The sequence below is a fragment of the Helicobacter enhydrae genome (assembly GCF_001693335.1).
GTDB lineage: Bacteria > Campylobacterota > Campylobacteria > Campylobacterales > Helicobacteraceae > Helicobacter_G > Helicobacter_G enhydrae.
The window spans coordinates 508,011-527,173 of record NZ_CP016503.1 but is presented as its reverse complement, the minus strand read 5'-3'; the positions used below and the strand labels follow the sequence as shown (position 1 = coordinate 527,173).

General features: G+C 41.3%; 17 protein-coding genes. 9 read left to right on the top strand and 8 right to left on the bottom strand.

What is annotated here, in order from left to right:
- Positions 1-4 precede the first annotated feature (4 nt).
- A complete protein-coding gene (locus tag BBW65_RS02380; RefSeq protein ID WP_066339175.1) occupies positions 5-1,189 on the top strand; it encodes an acetate/propionate family kinase in 1,185 nt (394 codons plus the stop codon).
- Positions 1,190-1,214: 25 nt separating this feature from the next.
- On the opposite strand, the gene BBW65_RS02375 is transcribed toward BBW65_RS02380, so the two are convergent.
- The 3 genes from BBW65_RS02375 to BBW65_RS02365 are packed head-to-tail and all read right to left on the bottom strand — an operon-like array spanning position 1,215 to position 4,196.
- Entirely contained in the window at positions 1,215-1,871 is a 657-nt protein-coding gene (locus BBW65_RS02375) for a 16S rRNA (uracil(1498)-N(3))-methyltransferase (RefSeq protein WP_066339173.1), read from the bottom strand.
- Positions 1,872-1,873: 2 nt separating this feature from the next.
- A complete protein-coding gene (locus BBW65_RS02370) occupies positions 1,874-2,293 on the bottom strand; it encodes a hypothetical protein (protein WP_066339170.1) in 420 nt (139 codons plus the stop codon).
- The gene (locus BBW65_RS02365) at positions 2,280-4,196 is read right to left on the bottom strand and encodes an OPT family oligopeptide transporter (RefSeq protein ID WP_199919459.1); all 1,917 of its coding nucleotides are present in this window, start codon (positions 4,194-4,196) and stop codon (positions 2,280-2,282) included. Before BBW65_RS02365 ends, BBW65_RS02370 begins: the two co-directional genes overlap by 14 nt.
- Positions 4,197-4,451: 255 nt before the next feature.
- On the opposite strand from BBW65_RS02365, the gene BBW65_RS02360 reads away from it, so the two are divergent.
- From BBW65_RS02360 to BBW65_RS02340, 5 genes are all read left to right on the top strand, one after another.
- Complete coding sequence (locus BBW65_RS02360) at positions 4,452-5,792, top strand: sulfite oxidase (RefSeq protein ID WP_066339168.1); 1,341 nt, start codon at positions 4,452-4,454, stop codon at positions 5,790-5,792.
- A gap of 12 nt (positions 5,793-5,804) precedes the next feature.
- Positions 5,805-6,149 (top strand): hypothetical protein, encoded by a 345-nt coding sequence (locus BBW65_RS02355; RefSeq protein WP_066339165.1) that lies wholly within the window; start codon positions 5,805-5,807, stop codon positions 6,147-6,149.
- Positions 6,150-6,276: 127 nt separating this feature from the next.
- On the top strand, positions 6,277-7,650 hold the full coding sequence (gene gatA / locus BBW65_RS02350; protein ID WP_324609205.1) for an Asp-tRNA(Asn)/Glu-tRNA(Gln) amidotransferase subunit GatA: 1,374 nt from the start codon (positions 6,277-6,279) through the stop codon (positions 7,648-7,650).
- The gene (gene guaB, locus BBW65_RS02345; RefSeq protein ID WP_066339161.1) at positions 7,647-9,092 is read left to right on the top strand and encodes an IMP dehydrogenase; all 1,446 of its coding nucleotides are present in this window, start codon (positions 7,647-7,649) and stop codon (positions 9,090-9,092) included. The genes gatA and guaB overlap by 4 nt, the downstream gene beginning before the upstream one ends.
- 2 nt (positions 9,093-9,094) lie before the next feature.
- Positions 9,095-9,661, top strand: coding sequence for a ComF family protein (locus BBW65_RS02340; protein WP_066339158.1), 567 nt, complete (start codon positions 9,095-9,097; stop codon positions 9,659-9,661).
- Here the strand turns inward: BBW65_RS02340 and BBW65_RS02335 are convergent.
- From BBW65_RS02335 to BBW65_RS02315, 5 genes are read right to left on the bottom strand one after another with little or no spacing between them, the layout of a single operon-like run.
- Positions 9,626-10,774, bottom strand: coding sequence for an ABC transporter permease (locus BBW65_RS02335; protein WP_066339155.1), 1,149 nt, complete (start codon positions 10,772-10,774; stop codon positions 9,626-9,628). The two genes, BBW65_RS02340 and BBW65_RS02335, sit on opposite strands and share 36 nt — an antisense overlap.
- Positions 10,771-11,898 carry an ABC transporter permease gene (locus BBW65_RS02330; RefSeq protein WP_066339150.1) on the bottom strand — a complete coding sequence of 376 codons (1,128 nt, stop codon included), beginning with the start codon at positions 11,896-11,898 and terminating at the stop codon, positions 10,771-10,773. The genes BBW65_RS02335 and BBW65_RS02330 overlap by 4 nt, the downstream gene beginning before the upstream one ends.
- A 5-nt stretch (positions 11,899-11,903) precedes the next feature.
- Positions 11,904-12,938, bottom strand: a complete 1,035-nt coding sequence (locus tag BBW65_RS02325) for an HlyD family secretion protein (protein ID WP_066339142.1) — start codon at positions 12,936-12,938, stop codon at positions 11,904-11,906.
- Positions 12,939-12,949: 11 nt separating this feature from the next.
- On the bottom strand, positions 12,950-14,329 hold the full coding sequence (locus BBW65_RS02320; protein ID WP_066339138.1) for a TolC family protein: 1,380 nt from the start codon (positions 14,327-14,329) through the stop codon (positions 12,950-12,952).
- Positions 14,330-14,698 (bottom strand): rhodanese-like domain-containing protein, encoded by a 369-nt coding sequence (locus tag BBW65_RS02315; protein ID WP_066339136.1) that lies wholly within the window; start codon positions 14,696-14,698, stop codon positions 14,330-14,332.
- 252 nt (positions 14,699-14,950) lie between these two features.
- On the opposite strand from BBW65_RS02315, the gene gyrA reads away from it, so the two are divergent.
- The 3 genes from gyrA to BBW65_RS02300 are packed head-to-tail and all read left to right on the top strand — an operon-like array spanning position 14,951 to position 19,144.
- Positions 14,951-17,422 (top strand): DNA gyrase subunit A, encoded by a 2,472-nt coding sequence (gyrA, locus tag BBW65_RS02310; RefSeq protein WP_066339133.1) that lies wholly within the window; start codon positions 14,951-14,953, stop codon positions 17,420-17,422.
- On the top strand, positions 17,340-17,843 hold the full coding sequence (locus tag BBW65_RS02305) for a hypothetical protein (RefSeq protein WP_199919501.1): 504 nt from the start codon (positions 17,340-17,342) through the stop codon (positions 17,841-17,843). The genes gyrA and BBW65_RS02305 overlap by 83 nt, the downstream gene beginning before the upstream one ends.
- Positions 17,840-19,144: a sigma-54-dependent transcriptional regulator gene (locus BBW65_RS02300; RefSeq protein ID WP_066339127.1), complete on the top strand. Its 1,305-nt coding sequence runs from the start codon at positions 17,840-17,842 to the stop codon at positions 19,142-19,144. Before BBW65_RS02305 ends, BBW65_RS02300 begins: the two co-directional genes overlap by 4 nt.
- Positions 19,145-19,163: the final 19 nt, after the last annotated feature.

Genomic DNA, 19,163 nt, shown 5'->3' with positions numbered 1-19,163 from the left:
ATAGATGATGAAAGAAATTATATTGGTTATCAATGCTGGGAGTTCAAGCCTAAAGTTTAAAATTTTTGATTTGAATCACGAGGCGATTGCCTATGGACAGGTGGAGGGGATTGATTTGGCTCCAAGCTTTAAGGCGAAAGACGCAGATGGCAATGTGATTGCAGAGTATGCTTGGGGACGCGAGGATGCTCACAATCATTCGATGGTTTTGGGGTATTTGGTAGATTGGATTACAGGGACTTTTGAAGGGTATAGATTGAGGGCTTGTGGGCATAGGATTGTGCATGGAGGGACATTGTTTAATGCTTCAGTGTTGGTGACGGATGAAGTGGTAGAGCAGATTGAAAGCCTTATCCCACTTGCTCCATTGCACCAACCCCATCATTTACGCGTAATCAAACTAATGAAACAACGATACCCCGAACTTCCTCAAGTCGCAGTGTTTGATACGGCTTTTCATCAAAGTATGCAGGGCAATGCTACGATGTATGCTATTCCTTATGAGCTTTATCAAGAAGGGGTGCGTCGCTATGGGATGCACGGCACCTCGTATGCCTATATCGTGCATAAACTTCAAGAAAGTCAATCTGCTTTTGCAGACAAAAGGCTGATTGTAGCTCATATCGGCTCTGGTGCGTCTTTGTGTGCGATCAACAATGGCAAATCTGTGATGACCACGATGGGGATGACTGCTCTTGATGGTGTTTGTATGGGGACAAGACCCGGAAGCATTGATCCGGGTATTTTGTTGTATTTGATGGAGAACAAAGGCTATGGTGTCGATAAGATCCGTGAGTTTTTGTATTACAAAAGTGGTGTGGGCGGTTTGTCTGAATTGAGTTCTAATTTTTATACATTGGAATGTGAAATGGCTCAAAATGAAGGGGCAAAACGCGCTTATGATTTTATGACTTATCGCACGGCAGAAGAGATTGCAAGATTGATGGTGAGTTTGGGTGGAGCTGATGCGATTATTTTCACTGCCGGTGTGGGTGAAAATTCTGCATATTTTAGGGCTGAAGTGTGTAGGCAATTGGAATATTTGGGAGTGAAGATTGATGCACAGAAAAATCAAAGTCGCAATGATGAGGTGATCAGTGCCCCTGAGAGCAAAATAGCGGTATTGACAATCCCAACGAATGAAGAATTGATGATTGTCCTAGATACTATTGCACTGACACACGCATAAATTTGCTAGCGGCGTTCTCAATCTTTTAGAGCAAAGTGCTTGCGACATACAAACAAGCACTTTGGGATTTGAGAATCAAATCTTGCTGGGTGGAAAAAGTAGGATAATCTTTCAAAATCTCTCGTTCTTGTGGGCTTAGCCCTCCCTCCGGACCAATCAAAATAGGGAGATCTACTTTTGTGAGTGCTGTGCCACCAAAATCAAACACCCCGATTTTTGGATAATGTGCCAAAACATCATCAAGGTTTTCTAGGATTTCTATGTGCATTAAGTTGCTTCTGCCGCATTGCTGTGAGGAATAAATGAGAATCTTGTGGATTTTGTTGCAATCAAGCTTCTCTCTTTGGCTGAAATGTGCAAAAAACAAAGTCAGCTTCCCAACCCCCAATTCATTGAGCGATGGAAGGATTTTGTAAAATTCTTTTTGATCAAAAACTGCCAAAATCAAGTGTGTGTATCTTGTGGGAATGACGGGTTTTGGCGTTTTGTCTATCAGAGTGATCGTGGCTTCTTTGCGTGTGATAGATTGATGTTGGTATCGATAGAGAAAGTCATCTTTGAGATTGCGTAATGAAAGTGTTTCTTGTGTTTTGGTGCGTCTTGATTTGTATAGATGTTGATAAGTTTCACCCTCAATCGTGAGTTGGGTGGCTCCAGCATTTTCGTGGTAGATGAATTGCATAATCAAATGCCCCAAAAGACAATGGCAAAGAGCAACAAATCAAGGCTATAGATTTTTTTGCAGAATCGAATGTAATCAAGCATTGCTTGTTCATTGGTCCGTCTTGCGATTTTTAGCCGTTTGATTCTTGTGATTTCTGCGATTAGGACAAAAAGGCAAAAAAGAGACATAGCAACAATGCGTAAAGAAAAGAATACTTGCTGCATGAAAATAAGTGTCAAGCCACTAAAAATAGCAACGCTTAGTAAAAAAAAGATCAAAGGCATATAAAACCATATTTTTTTGTTGAGGGTTGCAAAGTTTTTGATTGTATAAAGGTTGAATAGGTTGAGGACAAAGGGTAGGGCAAAAAATGCACTAAAAAATTTGTGATAAAAAGTGAGCGATGAAAAAGCTTGAGCGATTAGATTAAGCTCGTTCATTTGATTTCCTTGTGCTTCTTGCATAGAGATAGATAAGGGCAAAAACAAAGAAAACACTTCCAGCGATTTCTTGATATATCGTAGGCACACTGAAAGGCAGGATAGGAGCGTCTGTGCCAAGATTGGCGACAATATATCCTGCAAGTAGAATCCCCATCAGACTTTCTCCCACAATGAGCCCTGATGCTAGCAATGTCCCTCGTTTTTTGAACGATTCTTGATCCTGTGCATTGTTTGAAACTTTTTTTGAGGCAATGTAAGCCAAAAGTGCTCCAGTAAAAATTGGGATTGTGATAATTGGTGGGAGATAGACCCCCATTCCGATTGCCAATGGGGGCAGAGAGATTGATTTTTTGGATAGCAGGAAGTTCAAGAAAATGAAAAATATGCCAAGCATAATCCCTAGATTGATATAGTGCCAATTAAGGGTGTTTTTGAAAATCCCATCAGCGATTGTTGCCATCAAAATGGCTTGTGGTGCCGAAAGTGCATTGGCATTGCTCATCCCTTCTCTTGGTAGATGATCGATAAATCCATACGCATCGTATAGGAGGTTTAGGACAGGTGCGACGACTGAAGCCCCCACGATACAACCTATCATCAAGACTACTTCTTGTTTCCACGGAGTTGCTTTGACAATCGCACCGGTTTTGAGATCTTGCAGATTGTCGTTGGCAATCGTGGCAACTGCAAAGACAACAGATGTCGCAAAGAGGCTAAGTGCGATAAAAAATTGTTTGTCTTGCATGGGTAGATTGAGCAAATGCGTAAGGAACAAAACGCACAGAGAGAGGAATACAACGCCAATAATGCCGATTCCTGAAATTGGAGAAGAGGAGGAGCCGACAAGTCCCGCCATATAGCCACAAGTGGCAGAAACCAAAAAGCCCACAAAAATAGATGCGAGACTCATTATGATGACAAATGTCCATAGTGCAGAATGCGAAAATGAAGCCTGACTGATGAAGTGGTGGAAGGTGGCAATAATCAAAAGAGACACACAGATAAAGCAAACAACGAGGTATTTTGCGGGTATATCAGAGCGACTAGAGAAATGCAGAGAGTTTTTGAGTCCTCTAATTGTTGGTTTGAGAATAGTCAAAAAAGTCCAAATCGCTGATACGCCAATAAGTCCAACCCCAATAAATCGCACATCTTTTGCCCAAATTTGATTGGCGATTGTGGCTAGTTCTTGACCTGCGTGCAATGCTTCACTGCTAAGAAGTGGCACAAGAATCCCCCAAGTCAAAAAAACACCCACCAAAATCGCTATCCCAACACTAATGCCCACAAGCCATCCTGCCCCAATCAAAGCGAGAGAGAAGCCCATTGGAATCTGAAAAACAGCTTTCCCTGCTTGTAGGAAAATACCAAATCCATCAGAGGTGACTTTCAGCCCTTGTGCAAGAAAGATCGAAAGGCTAGAAAGTGTGGCTCCACACAGCATTTCTTTTGCCCCGCTATCGCCGTCTTTTTCACCGAGTTGCAACACTTCAGCAGCAGCAACGCCTTCTGGATAGGGGAGTTTGTTTTTTTCTACAAGTTCGATACGAAAAGGGATGGTAAAAATCACTCCCAAAATCCCACCACAGGCACAGATTGCAAATGTTTGCCAAAAATGGAAATGATTCCAATATCCCACAAAAAAGAGTGCAGGGATGATAAAGACAATCGCAGAAAGCGTTCCTGCAGCAGAAACTTGCGTTTGCACAATGTTGTTTTCCAAGATATTGTTGTTCCCCAAGAGTTTGAAAAAAGCCATTGCAAAAACTGCAGCAGGAATTGATGAGGCAAAAGTTAGTCCAGCTTTGAGTCCTAGATAAACATTTGCAGTTGTAAAAATAATCGTAATAAAAACCCCCAATAAAATTCCACGAATCGTGATTTCTTGGCACCTTTCCATCGATTTCCTTATGTTTGCTTGATATTTTGTTTTGGAGTATAGCAGATTATTGAGATAGAATAAAACAAGCATTTCTCTAAAATATTAAGTTTGGTTGAATGTTTGTGGATTTGGGACAAATGATGATTTTGTTTTTTGAGTATTTTGGTGTATATAAATTTCAAAAAGTTAAAAATTCATTTCATTTTTACAAGATTTTTGAGCTATATTTCCAAATGTCATAATAAAACTAAATCTAACAGAAAGGTTGGCAATATGAAAAAAGAAACACACGAAAAAACACAGGTTAAGGAAGTTGGATTGCACGAGGCGTATGCACAAGATCCACAAAAAGCGGATTTGGCAATCTTTGGACGCGAAGTAGATCCTATCACGCGTAGAGGCTTTTTGCACAAATCCTCATTGTTGGCAATGGCTTCAATTTTGGGTGCAAATATCCCATTTGCTTCCAATATGCCCGGCGGCATTATCCCTGCATTGTTGGCAAATAGCGATACGCCCTTTAGCGTTCCTGGCAAAGATGGCTTGATCTATCTCAACGATCGCCCTGTCAATGCGGAGACTCCACCGCAATTCTTGGATAGTCCTTTTACAGAGCCAAAGTATTTTTTCATTAGAAACAATGGAACTCCTCCTCCTCTTGAGAGTATCGATCCAAAGACTTGGAAGCTAGAAATTGCTGGAGAATCTTGCAAAAAGCCAAAGAGTTTCACAATCGATGAGTTGAAGAAAAAGTTCAAGCACTATACTTATGCGTTGGTTGTGGAGTGTGGCGGAAATTCTCGTAAAGAAGTTGTCCCTGCAACCAAAGGTAATCAATGGGAAAATGGAGCAGTGGGCTGCGGAAGATGGACTGGTGTGAGATTGAGAGATGTTTTGGAGTCTTGTGGAATCAAAAAAGACGCAGTGTATATTGGCTACTATGGTGCAGATTTGCGTTTGGATGGCAATACAAGCAAAGAAGTGATTTCTAGAGGTGTTCCTATTGCTAAGGCTCTTGAAGATGAAACACTGATTGCGTGGGAATATGAGGGGCAAGATATTCCATATATGAATGGCTATCCTTTGCGTCTTGTGATTGGTGGAGTTCCTGCTTCTGCATCTGGAAAATGGTTGAAAAAGATTGTTGTGCGTAACAAGGTGCATGATGGAGAGAAGATGAATGGTCAGTCTTATCGTATTCCTTGTAAGCCTGTCGCCCCCGGTAGCAAGGTCGCTGATAAGGATATGTGCGTGATTGAAAATATGGTTGTCAAATCATTGATCACTCACCCTGTGTCAGGTATCAAGAGCAAACTTGCCAATACTCTTGAAGTGCGTGGTAAAGCTTGGGCAGGAGATCGCTCTGTGAAAGAAATGTATGTGAGCATTGACTTTGGCGAAACTTGGCAAAAAGCAAAACTCAAAAAACCACTCAATCGTTTGGCGTGGCAAGAATGGAGTGCTTCAGTGAAATTCCCTGAGACTGGATATTACGAAGTGTGGGCAAGGGCTGTCAATGACAAAGGGGTTTCTCAACCAATGGTATTGCCTGGATGGAATCCTAGAGGTTATCTCAATAACGCTTGTCACAGAATCGCTGTTGAAATCATTTAATTGAGGTGCAAAATGAATAAAAAGATTTTGAGTCTTCTCCTTGCGGGGAGCTGTTTGTTGCTTCAAGCAGATGAGCCAAAAATAGATCCAGAGACAGGACTTAAGATTGCAAAGGGGTTTGAAGAAGTCAAAAATAATTGCACGATTTGTCACTCTGCAAATTTTATTGTCCAAAGCAAAAATACCAAAGAAGAATGGTTAGCAACGATTAGATGGATGCAGGCGACACAAGGATTGTGGGAGTTTGATCCACAAACCGAAGAGACTATTTTGAATTATTTGGCTGTGAATTATCCTCAAAGCAATACTTCAAGAAGGCGTCCTCAACTCAAACCAAAATATCTTCCAAAACCTTAATCATATTTGAGCTATTTGTCTATCAAACAAATGGCTCAAAAGTCTATCAACTTGAGCTAAAATCAAAAAATTTCATTTGGAGTATTGTCTAAAACCCTTTCTTTAAATATAATCATAAAAAATAATTTTGGAGTCAAAAATGGTAACCCTCAAAGAAGCTTTGAGTCTAGATGAAGCACAATTAAAGGACATCAAAAAAGAGATACAAGCAAAAGCTGAACAATCTAAATTGAATGCATATATTGGCAAGATTGAGGCAAGTAGAGATACAGGCATTCCGATTTTAATCAAAGACAATATCAATGTGCGTGGATGGGAGATCACTTGTGGAAGCAAGATTTTGCAAGGATATATTGCTCCTTACAACGCAAGTGTGATTGAGAGATTGCATCACAATGGCATGTGTGGATTTGGTCGTGGAAATATGGATGAATTTGCAATGGGAAGCACTTCTGCCAATAGTGCCTATGGTCCAACACTCAATCCTTGTGATATCTCAAGAGTGCCTGGAGGGAGTAGTGGGGGAAGTGCAGCCGCAGTTGCTGGTGGATTGGCTATTGCAGCACTTGGAAGTGATACGGGTGGATCCATCCGACAACCTGCTGGGTTTTGTGGTTGTGTTGGCTTGAAGCCTACCTATGGTCGCGTGAGCCGTTATGGTTTGGTTGCATATAGCTCAAGTTTGGATCAAATCGGACCGATTGCCCAAAATGTCGAAGACACTGCGATTTTGTTTGATGCGATTTCTGGAGAATGTAGCTTTGATTCTACAAGTGCAAAACAAGCACCCACGCAAACCGCCTCAAAGCTTGATGCAACCAAACGATTCAAAATCGCAGTTTTGCGAGATTTCTTGAAAGATGCAACACAAGACATTCAAGATGCTTATGAGCACACAATCTCTGTTTTGAAGGAGATGGGACATGAGATTGTTGAAAAACAAATGCTTGCAACAAATTATCATATTGGTGCTTATTATATTATCTGCACCGCTGAGGCGAGTTCAAATCTTGCACGATTTGATGGTGTGCGTTATGCACATCGAGCACAAGACATTCAGAATCTACAAGAGCTGTATATCAAGACACGCTCTGAAGGTTTTGGCGCTGAGGTAAAAAGGCGTATTTTGCTTGGAAATTTTGTATTAAATAGTGGATCTTATGAGGCTTATTATCTCAAGGCTCAAAAGGTGCGCAAATTGATCAAAGAGCAATACGATAATATTTTTGCTGATGCGGATTTGATTTTGTGTCCTATTGCTCCAAGTGTTGCCCCAAAGTTTGGTAGCACAAAAACAGCTCTTGAAATGTATCTTAGTGATATTTATACTATTTCTGTAAATCTTGCAGGATTGCCTGCTATTTCCTTGCCTGTCGGGCTTGGAGAAAATGATTTGCCAATAGGTATGCAGATTATTGGCAAAAGCTTTGATGAGCAGAGTGTGTTGGACGCTGCGTATGGTTTGGAACAGAAAATTGGACAAATAGGAGTTAGAAAATGAAAATTGTGCAACAGGCTTTGACATTTGAAGATGTATTGATGATCCCTGCGTATTCTGAAATTTTGCCCAAAGAGGTGAGTTTGCAGACATATTTAAGCCGTAATATCAAGCTCAATATCCCATTTGTCAGTGCGGCAATGGATACGGTGACAGAGTGTCGCACGGCAATCGCAATGGCAAGGGTAGGGGGCATTGGTATCATTCACAAAAATATGGACATCGCATCACAGGTCAATGAAATCAAAAAGGTCAAGAAAAGTGAGAGTGGTGTGATCAATGATCCAATTTCACTCAAAGCAGATTCTACTCTTTTGGATGCCAAAGGTATCACAGATAATTATAAAATTTCTGGAGTTCCGATTGTCGATGATTATGGGATTTTGATTGGAATCTTGACAAATCGAGATATGCGTTTTGAGACAGATTTGAACAAAAAAGTGAGCGAATTGATGACTAAAGCTCCATTGATTACTGCACAAGAGGGGATCAGCCTAGAGGAAGCCAAAGAGATGATGCATAAGCATCGTATCGAAAAACTACCCATTGTGGATAAGGACTATGTGCTCAAAGGGTTAATTACGATCAAGGATATTCAAAAAAAGATTCAATACCCTCAAGCAAATGTGGATGATTTTGGTCGCTTGCGTGTTGGCGGTGCGATTGGTGCAGGTCAGATCGATCGTGCTAGAGCATTGTATGAAGCTGGGGTTGATGTGCTAGTGTTGGATAGTGCGCACGGACATTCCAAAAACATCATCAAGACATTGGAATCAATCAAGCGTGATATGCAGGTTGATGTCATTGTGGGGAATGTCGTGACAGCTCAAGCGACTAGTGATTTGATACAGGCTGGAGCCGATGCGATCAAAGTGGGGATTGGTCCGGGAAGTATTTGCACAACAAGGATTGTTGCGGGTGTGGGTATGCCTCAGATTTCAGCGATTGCAGGGTGTGCAGAGATTGGTCATAAACACAATGTGCCCATCATCGCAGATGGGGGTATCAAATATTCAGGGGACATTGCCAAAGCTTTGGCTGTTGGAGCCTCTAGCGTGATGATTGGGAGCTTGCTAGCAGGAACTGCGGAGAGTCCGGGGGATTTGATGATTTATCAAGGGCGTCAATACAAAAGCTATAGAGGGATGGGGAGCATTGGGGCAATGAGCAAGGGTAGCTCAGATCGCTATTTCCAAGAGGGGACAGCTCAAGATAAACTTGTGCCAGAGGGTATTGAGGGTAGGGTGCCATATCGTGGAAAAATCGCAGATGTGATGCATCAGCTTGTGGGGGGATTGCGAAGCTCGATGGGGTATTTGGGAAGTCAAGATATTGCAACAATGTGGCAAAAGGTAGAGTTTGTGCAAATCACTTCTGCAGGGCTAAGAGAGTCGCATGTCCATGATGTCGTGATCACACAGGAAGCCCCAAATTATCACGGATAAAAATGAAATGCATTGTTTGTGCAAAATGGAGCTTTAGGCTTATTTGCACGCAGTGTCTAGATCAAATCAAAATCACACCTAGCACCCGTCTTGTCGATGAGATGAGTGTGTATAGTTTTTATGCTTATAGTGATGTGGAATTGCTCATCCATTACAAGTATCAAGCTGTGGGGGCTAGGATCTATCATATTTTGGCACACAAAGCAAAAGACTATTATCTGCAAAATATTTCTGCTCCACTATCTGATGTGTATGGGGTAGGGATTGATGATTGCGTGGATAAGGGGTATTCTCACAATGGGGTGATTCTCAAAGCATTCCAAGAAGTCGGCATTTGCCCTATCTATGGGCAATTAATCGCAAAGAATCAGATTCGATATGCTGGTAAAACACTGCAATATCGCAAAGATCATCCCAAAAATTTCCAAAGCAGTGTGAGCGATAAGCAGGTGGTTTTGTTTGATGATATTATCACAACAGGCACGAGTCTCAAGGAAGCCAAGCATTTGCTAGAAAAACAAAACAATCAAGTTTTATTTGCTTTGACTCTGTGTAATGCGAGACTTTAGTGTGTAGATCATTAGGCTCAACAAAGTGTATAAGCAGCCAAGAGCCAAAAGATGTTTGAAATAAGAAAACACTTCTTGAAAACTTGCATTCATCTCATTAAGTCGCAGGAGTGCATTCACGCCTTGAAAAACTGGGATGAATTGCACGCAGAAATTGATGGGTGCAGGTATGGCATAAGAGGGCCAAATGAATCCAAGCAAAAACACAAGTGGTAATGAGCAAAGCAAAATAATCATTGTCGCTCTATATGGCTGTGTGATCAATGAGGCAAAAAAGTTTCCAAAAGAGACTATGGCAAAAATAAAGGCAAGGGCAATGAGCCAAAAATCTGCAATATCTGCTTGACGCCCTACACCATAATAAGCAAAGCCAAATCCAAAATAAAAAGCAAACAGCAAGATTGCCAAAATCGTAAAGATGATACTGCGTGCTGTGACAAGATACAAAATCTTGTGCAAAGGGTTGTGTATGTATGTCGCACCAAAAATCCCCATCCCCACTAATAGCATTTGGTGCAAAATCACAATAAAAATTGCAGCGAGTGCATAATTGATATAGCCCAAAGAGGGATTGAAAAGTGGAGAAGATTGAAGTGTGATCAAGTCTTTTTGGACACTTAGGTTTTGACTACTTTTGGTTCCAAAATCCCCATATAACACTTTTTGTTTTTCTTTGATGAGGGGATTGAGTGCTTGGGTGGAATGATGAAGTCCATTGATGATAGAGCCATAAATCAAAAAATAAGAAGAATTAGCCAAAAATGCTAGACTAGGGGAGCTTTGCAGGTAGGCATTTTTTTCAAAACCTTTGGGGATATACACAATGCCAAAAATCTCTCCCCTCTCAAGCATTCTTTGTGCTTGGATGAGTGAAGTGGAATATTGATAGATCTCTACCTCTGAACTTGCATCAGCCAAAAAGGCTAGTTCTTGAGAGAGTCGCGTGTTGTCTTTGTCAATGATGGCGATTTTTTGCGTTTTGATGACATTGTTTTCGTATGGGCTAGGATAGAGTAGGAAATAGGCAAGGGGTCCGACTATACATACCATTAGGACAGAAGCATTGGTAAAAAAACGCTTGATTTCATCAATCAAAGTGTAGAAAAAGTTCATTTTTGATTCCTCAAAACAAGGAGTGATATTGCAATGATCCCAAAGAGCAAAAAAGGCGTGTTGGTCGCAATCAATCGCAACGCCTCTTGCACACTTCCCCCATAGTTGGCTTGTTGGATATAAAGCTCCAAATAGTGGCTAATGGGTAGAAAGTTGCTCCAAAAAAGAGAAAAGGTATTCATACTATTTGTGGGAAAAGTGATCCCTGCAAATGCAAAACTAGGGGCACTATAAACGCTAATGATACTGATTGCCCTTGTGCTTTGTTTGGTAAGGACGAAAATAAACAGCGTAATGGCATTGTAAGCTAGAATCAAAGTCAAAGCCCCGACAAAAAGTAGTTTCCAATCCCCTCGCATTGGAAGTTGCATCACAACGACAAAAAAGAACATCATCATACACCAAATGATGAGATAGAACATCGTGTTGTTCAAGACTTTGGCAAAAATAGCACATAGCAATTCGCGTGTTGGCACTTGGATCTCAAAAGATGTCCGAGGATCGCGTATCATCGCATTGAGCATTGAACAGCAAACCAAGATGACAAAAGAACAAGGCAAGATCGCAGTGAGTAAAAATTGTGCGTAACTACTATCTGGATTGTAGAGTGCCGTGATTTGTTCAGAGATCGGGACAGATTTGCTCAAGGCTCCTACAAAGGTTTTGTTTTCTACAAGATTTTTTGCCATTTTGAATTTGACATTTTCTGTTCCGATGATTTGCAAAACTTTGGATTGCAGGGTTTTGGCGACAAGCAAAAATTGTGCATTATAAAAAAACGGAATAGGAGTTTGTATCCCTTTTTTGATATTGCTTTGCAAATGCTCTGGAATCACAAGAAGTCCGAAGATTCTTGCATTGGCAAGATCTGATTTTGCATCTTCCAAATTTGTATAGTATTTTTGGATAGATATAGCAGGGGAGGCATTGAGGGCAAAAATGATCTCTGATGAATGGCTTGAGTGGTCTTCATCGACAATGCCGATGGGCATTTGTTTCAAGATACCATTGCCAATAGCAAAATAAAGCAAAAGTGCAATGAGTGGTGCTGGTAGGATGAGAATCAAAAGGGAAAAGGGGCGGTGAAATAGGGAGTGCAAGTCCTTTTTGATTTCTCCAAACATCTGTATCACCAAGATTGAGTTGTGGTTTCTTGAGGTTGGCTGATACTTTTGGGGCTAGCGTTGTGTTTTTGTATCACAACACTCATTCCGATTCTTAGGTTTTCTATAGGTTTGGTGGGTTTGGCATTGATTTCAAAAGTGCGGATGTCATAACCTTTGTCTTGAGTGCTTGATTTCCAAGTGGCAAAATCGCCCATCACAGAGATAAAAGTCACTTGAAATTCTGCATAAGTGTCAAGAGCAGGGATATAGGCTTGGAATTTTTGCCCTTTTGGATAGTGCTTGAGTTCATCCTCTGTGATATTTAGCCTCAAATAAGCTTCACTCATATCTGCCAAAAGCACGACAGGGAAACCACTGGGGGCCAATTCTCCCTCGTGCAACAAAATATTGCTCACCTCTCCATCTGTTGGAGCCAACACCTGCGTGTCTTTGGCATAAGCTTCCACTTCTGTCACACTACCTGCTGCGGCTTTTTCTTTTTCTTCTAGAGCCTTTTTGGTCTCTTGTGTCGCACCCTCAAGGGCTAGTTGGTATTGTTGATAGGCAGTGTTTTCTTTGAGTTTGGCAGCTTCAAAGTTCGCATAGGCTTCATCACGCTTTTGCAAACTCACTACGCCACTTTTGTAGAGATTTTCCACACGCTTGTATGTTTTTTCAGCAAGTTCTCTTAGAGTTGTGGCAGAAAGCCATAAATCTTTGGCAGAGATGATTTGCTGTTCTCTAGCACCTTTTTGAGCTTCTGTGCTGAGTGCTTTGGCTGCTTCATATCCAGCTTTGGCTTGTTGGAGTTTTGCCTCAAGTTCGGGAGAGCTGATGACATAGATCAAATCTCCCTTTTTGACCATATCTCCTTTTTTGACTAGCACTTCTTGGATTCTTCCTGCAATTTTGGAAGACACATTGTATTCGCGTGTCGCTATCTGCCCTTGCAGAATCTCGGGTTTGGGTTGATAGGCTTTGTAAAAACTCATAGAGAGCCAAGCAATCAATAAAACAATACTAGCTAGTAGCGTCAAGATAACGATGATTCTTTTCATTGTTTCTCCTTTTAGTAATCTTTGAAATCTTGGGTTTGATCACATAGTGCCGTGATTTTGGCGATACTCAAGATGTATTTGTAAGCAATGCTTTGCTGTTCGATTTTGGCTTTTGAGAGTTGGTTGCGCGCATCTATGACTTGGGTGCTTGTAGCGATACCTTGCTTGAAAGCCTCTTCTTGCAATCTTAGATTCTCTTCAGCAAGGGCGATTGAGGATTTTAGTGTTTCATAAAGTTCTCTTGAATGCAAAGCCTCTTTGTAAGTTTTTTCGACAAGCAAAGAAATATCTTTGATTGCTTGGGTTTTGATTTTTGCAACTTCTAGTTGTGCGATTTTACTTGCTTGGAATTTTTGATAAGAGCCTTTGTTGTCTAGCAATGGCATACTCGCTTGGATCCCCACAAACCAGCTAGGCAATGAGCGTCCGATAATCGAATCGTGTTGATGATAAGAATAATTTCCAAAAAGGGTGAAATGTGGAATGAAACCAGATCGAGCCATCGCAAGAGCTTCTTTGGCTTGTTTTTCTTTGATATCTACCATTTGCAATGCAGGATAAGAAGCTAGAGTGCGTTTTGTGATTTCTTCAAGGCTCAAGTGTTTGGCATTGGGTTTGATCGTGAGTTGGGAGCTTAGAGTGTAGTCATCGGCTTTTGGGTTAGAAAGCAAGGTTTTGAGTGCAAGTTGTGCAAGTTCTAGCGAATCTTTGGCTTTGAGCGTGTCGTTTTTTGCCCTTTCATAGGCTACTTGTGCGGCTAACACTTCGATTTTGGCGATTTGCCCTTGTTTTTTGAGCTTTTTGGTATTTTCTAGATGTAGCTGATGTCCGCTTTCTATGCTTTGAAGGGTTTTTAGCACTTCTTGATTGAGTAATACTCCATAATACACATTGGCAAGTTGCTCAAATGTGGATAGCTTTTTTAGCCTTAGTGCTTCTTGTGCGTCTTTGAGGGCAAGTTTGCCCAAGGCATTGACTGCTTGGATCGCACCACCCATATAGATTGGATAAATTGCACGAATGGAAGCTGTGATGATGTGTTGATTGCTAAGCTCTAGTGGTTGGAGGCGATCTGTGATTTGGTTGAATATGGGGGCGATTGTTGGAGGGATTTGCTGCGGAAGGTTTGAAGCTACATCTTTGACCATGCTTTTGAGATCAAGCTCGATTGGTTTGCCAAGATAAGCATACCCCGCACTCAGGGTGATATTGGGTGCATAGAGCATTAGGTTGGCTTCACTCATTTTTTCTGCCTTTTGCACTGCAAATGCACCTGCTTGGAGAGAATCATTGTTTTTTAGGACTCTCTCCCAAGCTTCTTGGAAGCTCAAATCTGCTCCAAAAGCAAACTGAACAACAAGACCAAGAGATAGATAGAATTTGTAGCTCATTTATAAATCTCCTTGATTGGGGTATGTCAGAGGAAAATATTCTGCAATGATTTGCAAGTATTCATCAAGCATAAAGATATTTTTCAATCCAGATTCGACAAGTGAGGAGCCATATTCTGCGGCTTGTGCACCGCCATTGCATACAAGTAAAATGGATTGATTCTGATGTTCTTGACAGAAAATGCGTAGTTTTTCAAGTGATGAAATGTTTAACGCCCCTTGCATGTGAGGGGTGTTTTGGAAAACTTGAGGCTCTCTTACATCGATAATAATGTATTGATTTGGAACAAGAGAGTGGAGCGAAACCTTTTTGGCTTTTGTGGTGTGGTTTTGATCTCTTAGGATCTTTTTTAGAATATCTTTTCCCATTGTCGTGTGTCTGTAAAATTCCTTTAAATTTCAAAAATTAGCAATGTTTGTTTTGCACTTCTACCCAAATCTTAGATTAAATGAAAAATTTAATTTTATACTAAAAATCTTAATTTTATCGGTTAATGTATTACGAAATAAAACACCCTAAGACTGCCAAAGTTTCATCAAAACTATCAAAAGCAAGCAAAAAAATCTGTTTTTTTGCTTAAAATATCAATACAAAAAAGCCAAAGAATAATCGGAGTGAAAATGTCGCAAAACCTACTAGATCATACAGAAGTTGTGGATGTAAAAATTGATGATTGTATTAAGGATAGTTATCTTGACTATTCGATGAGTGTGATTGTGGGAAGGGCATTGCCCGATGCAAAAGACGGATTGAAGCCTGTGCATAGGAGGATTTTGTATGCAATGCACGAATTGGGTGTGGGTTCAAGGGCGAAATACAAAAAAAGTGCAAGGATCGTTGGAGATGTGATTGGTAAATACCACCCACACGGTGATAGTGCAGTCTATGAAGCATTGGTGCGTATGGCTCAAGATTTTTCTATGCGGCTTGAGCTTGTCGATGGGCAGGGGAATTTTGGCTCTATTGATGGAGATAATGCTGCTGCGATGCGTTATACAGAGGCTAGAATGACACAAGCTAGCGAGGAGATTCTAAGAGATATAGAAAAAGACACGGTGGATTTTGTGCCAAACTATGATGATACGCTCAAAGAGCCTGATGTGCTTCCTAGTCGTATCCCCAATCTTTTGATCAATGGCTCAAGTGGGATTGCTGTGGGAATGGCGACTTCTATCCCGCCTCATCGCATTGATGAGATTATCGATGCCCTTGTTTATATGATTGAGCACAAAGATTGTGAGCTTGAGGAGCTGATGGAGTTTATCAAAGGTCCAGATTTTCCAACAGGGGGGATCATTTTTGGCAAACAAGGCATTATGGAAGCTTATCGCACGGGGCGTGGGCGTATCAAAGTAAGAGCCAAAGTGCATATTGAGCAGACCAAAAACAAAGATGTGATAGTGATTGATGAAGTGCCCTATCAAGTCAATAAAGCTAGGCTTGTGGAGCAAATCTCTGAACTTGCTAGAGAAAAGGTGATTGAAGGCATTGCTGAGGTGCGAGACGAATCTGATAGAGATGGGATTAGGGTGGTGATTGAGCTCAAAAGAGACGCGATGAGTGAGATTGTGCTCAATCATCTCTACAAATCCACAACAATGGAAAATACTTTTGGGATCATTCTATTGGCAATCAACAACAAAGAACCCAAGATTTTTACTCTCATTGAGCTTTTGAAGCTCTTTATCTCTCATCGCAAAACCATTGTGATTCGCAGGACAATCTTTGAGCTTGAAAAAGCAAAGGCGAGAGCTCATATTTTGGAGGGTCTCAAAATCGCCCTTGATCATATCGATGAAGTGATTGCCCTCATTCGTGCAAGCAAAGATACTGAATATGCCAAAAATGCCTTGATGTCGCGTTTTGGTCTGAGCGAGTTGCAAAGCAAGGCGATTTTGGAGATGAGGTTGCAACGCCTCACGGGCTTGGAGCGTGATAAGATCGAGCAAGAATATGCCGAGCTTCTAGCTCAAATTGAGTTTTTGAATGCGATTTTGCGTAGTGAAGAGAAGCTCAATGAAATCATCAAAACTGAGCTTTTGGAAGTCAAAGACAAATTTAGCTCACCGCGTAAGACTGATATTGAAGATGATTATGATGCGATTGATATCGAGGATCTGATACCCAATGAGCAAGTGGTCGTGACAATGAGTCATCGTGGCTATGTCAAACGCGTCCCACTCAAAGTCTATGAAAAACAAAATCGCGGAGGCAAAGGCAAAATCAGTGGCAACACACACGATGATGATTTCATCGAATCATTCTTTGTGGCAAATGCACACGATACGATTATGTTTGTCACCAATAGAGGGCAATTGTATTGGCTCAAGGTTTATAAGATCCCAGAGGCAGGGAGAACTGCAATCGGAAAAGCCGTTGTCAATCTCATACAGATTCAGCAAGATGAAAAAATTATGGCAACTATTACAACAACGGATTTCAATGAAGATAAATCATTGGTGTTCTTTACCAAAAACGGAATCGTCAAAAGAACAAACTTGAGTGAATATAGCAATATCCGTAGCGTTGGGGTGAGGGCAATCAATTTGGATGAAAACGATGAATTGGTGACTGCCAAAATCATCACTCCTAATGTCAAAGAGCTCTTTATCGCTACTTATGAGGGAATGTGCATTCGCTTTGGTGTGGATGATGTGCGTGAGATTGGGCGTGTGGCACGCGGTGTGACAGGCATTAGATTTAAGAGTGGGGGAGATTATGTGGTAGGGGCTGTGAGCATTGGAAGCGATGGAGACAAATTGCTCACGGTGAGTGAAAAAGGGATTGGCAAACAAACCAACGCAGAATCTTATCGTTTGCAAAGTCGCGGTGGTAAAGGCGTGATTGTGATGAAGCTCACTCCAAAAACCGGAAAGCTCGTGAGTGTAGTGAATGTCAATGATGAAAATATGGATTTGATGGTGCTTACAAGTGGTGGCAAAATGATTAGGGTGGATACTCAAGCGATCCGTGAGGCAGGACGCAACACAAGTGGTGTGAAGATCGTCAATGTCGGCAATGAAAAAGTCGCTTATGCAAGTCAATGTCCAAAAGAGGCACAAGAAGACGAGGTTTTTGAGGGTGAGGAGTAGTGTCCTTTGGTGCTTTTTGGGTGTGTTTGCAATGGCAATAGAGGGGGAGTTTATTTTGAGCTATCGTGCCAAGATGGTGAATGATTTTTTGGAGGGTGAGGAATATAAAGTTTCAAGGGTTTTAAGTCCGAAAGGCAAACAGGGGTTGCAAAATGGAGACTTTGAGATTGTCAAAACTTGCAAGATTGTGACAGAAGAAAATGCAGAGGGTTTGAGCGGTTTGCAAAATATCCTCAAACGCAATCAAGACAAGATTCTTGATTGTTTGTATGGTGGGGAAGTTAGTGTCGATGATGAGGTGGTGACACTCAATTTGCAGGCAAAAAGCAAAACGATTTTGAAGATCCCACCTGTGCGTGTGGTTGCAATATTTGAAGGTGGGGTATTGGAGCTAAATATTTTAGATGAGGTGCCCAAATGAAAGTAGCAGTTGTAGAAGATGATATCAATTTAAGAAAGGCGTTAGAAATTGCACTCAAAGATTACAAGGAGTTTGAGGTCGAGCTTTTCAAAGGTCCCAAAGATGCACTCAAAAAGCTTGATGAGAGTTTTGATTTGGTGGTGACTGATATCAATATGCCACAAATGGATGGGTTGGATTTCCTTCAAGAGCTTGGGGGTCAATATGAAGCCGTTGTGATTACAGCAAATGCCTCTGTCAATAATGCAATCAGGGCGATTCGTCTTGGTGTGAAAGATTTTTTAACCAAGCCATTTGAGATCGAGGATTTGGTTGATGCAATCAAACGGAATCAAAAAATCCAAGAAGTCGCCAAGCGTAAAAATGTAGGTGCAAAGATCGAGCAAAATGCGTTTGTCGCCTCATCTGCAAGTTTGGAAGAGGCTAAAGACAAGGCACTAAAAGTTGCTCCAACTGATGCTAGTGTGATGTTGCTTGGGGCAAGTGGCGTGGGCAAAGAGGTTTTTGCAAACTTCATTCACAAAAACTCTTTGAGAGCTTCCTCTCCATTTGTGGCGATCAATATGGCAGCAATTCCAGAAAATCTATTAGAATCTGAACTTTTTGGTTATGAGAAAGGTGCCTTTACCGATGCAACCACTCCCAAAAAAGGCTTGTTTGAAGAAGCAAATGGGGGGAGTATTTTTTTGGATGAGATTGGGGATATGCCTATTGCCCTTCAGGCGAAATTGTTGCGTGCGTTGCAAGAGCAAGAGATCACAAGACTTGGCAGTGCCAAACCTATCAAGATCGATGTGCGTGTGATTTGTGCAACAAATGCTAACCTCAAAGAAAAGATTCAGAATCATCAGTTTAGAGAGGATTTGTATTTTCGCCTAAGCACGATGCCTATTCTGATCCCAGAATTGAAAGAACGGCAAGAGGAGATTTTGCCTTTGAGCGTTTGGAGATTGAAACAAGTGTGTGAGCGTTATGGTTTTGAATCCAAAAGCCTCAGTCAAGACGCACAACAGGCATTGTTGGAATATCCTTGGCCCGGCAATATACGCGAGTTGTTGGCGGTGATTGAACGCGCAGCGATTTTGAGTGATGGGGAGGAGGTCACGCCTCAGGATTTGTGTTTGCAAATACGGCAAGAGGTGTTCTATGGTCAAAAGGACTCCTCGCGTTTGGAGGATTTGGAGAAAAGTTTGATAGGAGAAGTGCTCAATGAATGCAAGGGGGATTTGCAAAGGGCAAGTGAAATGCTTGGGATGAGTTTAGAGGTGTTTAAGAGCAAAAAAGCAAACTATGGATTGTGATTGGATATTTGGTTGAGGG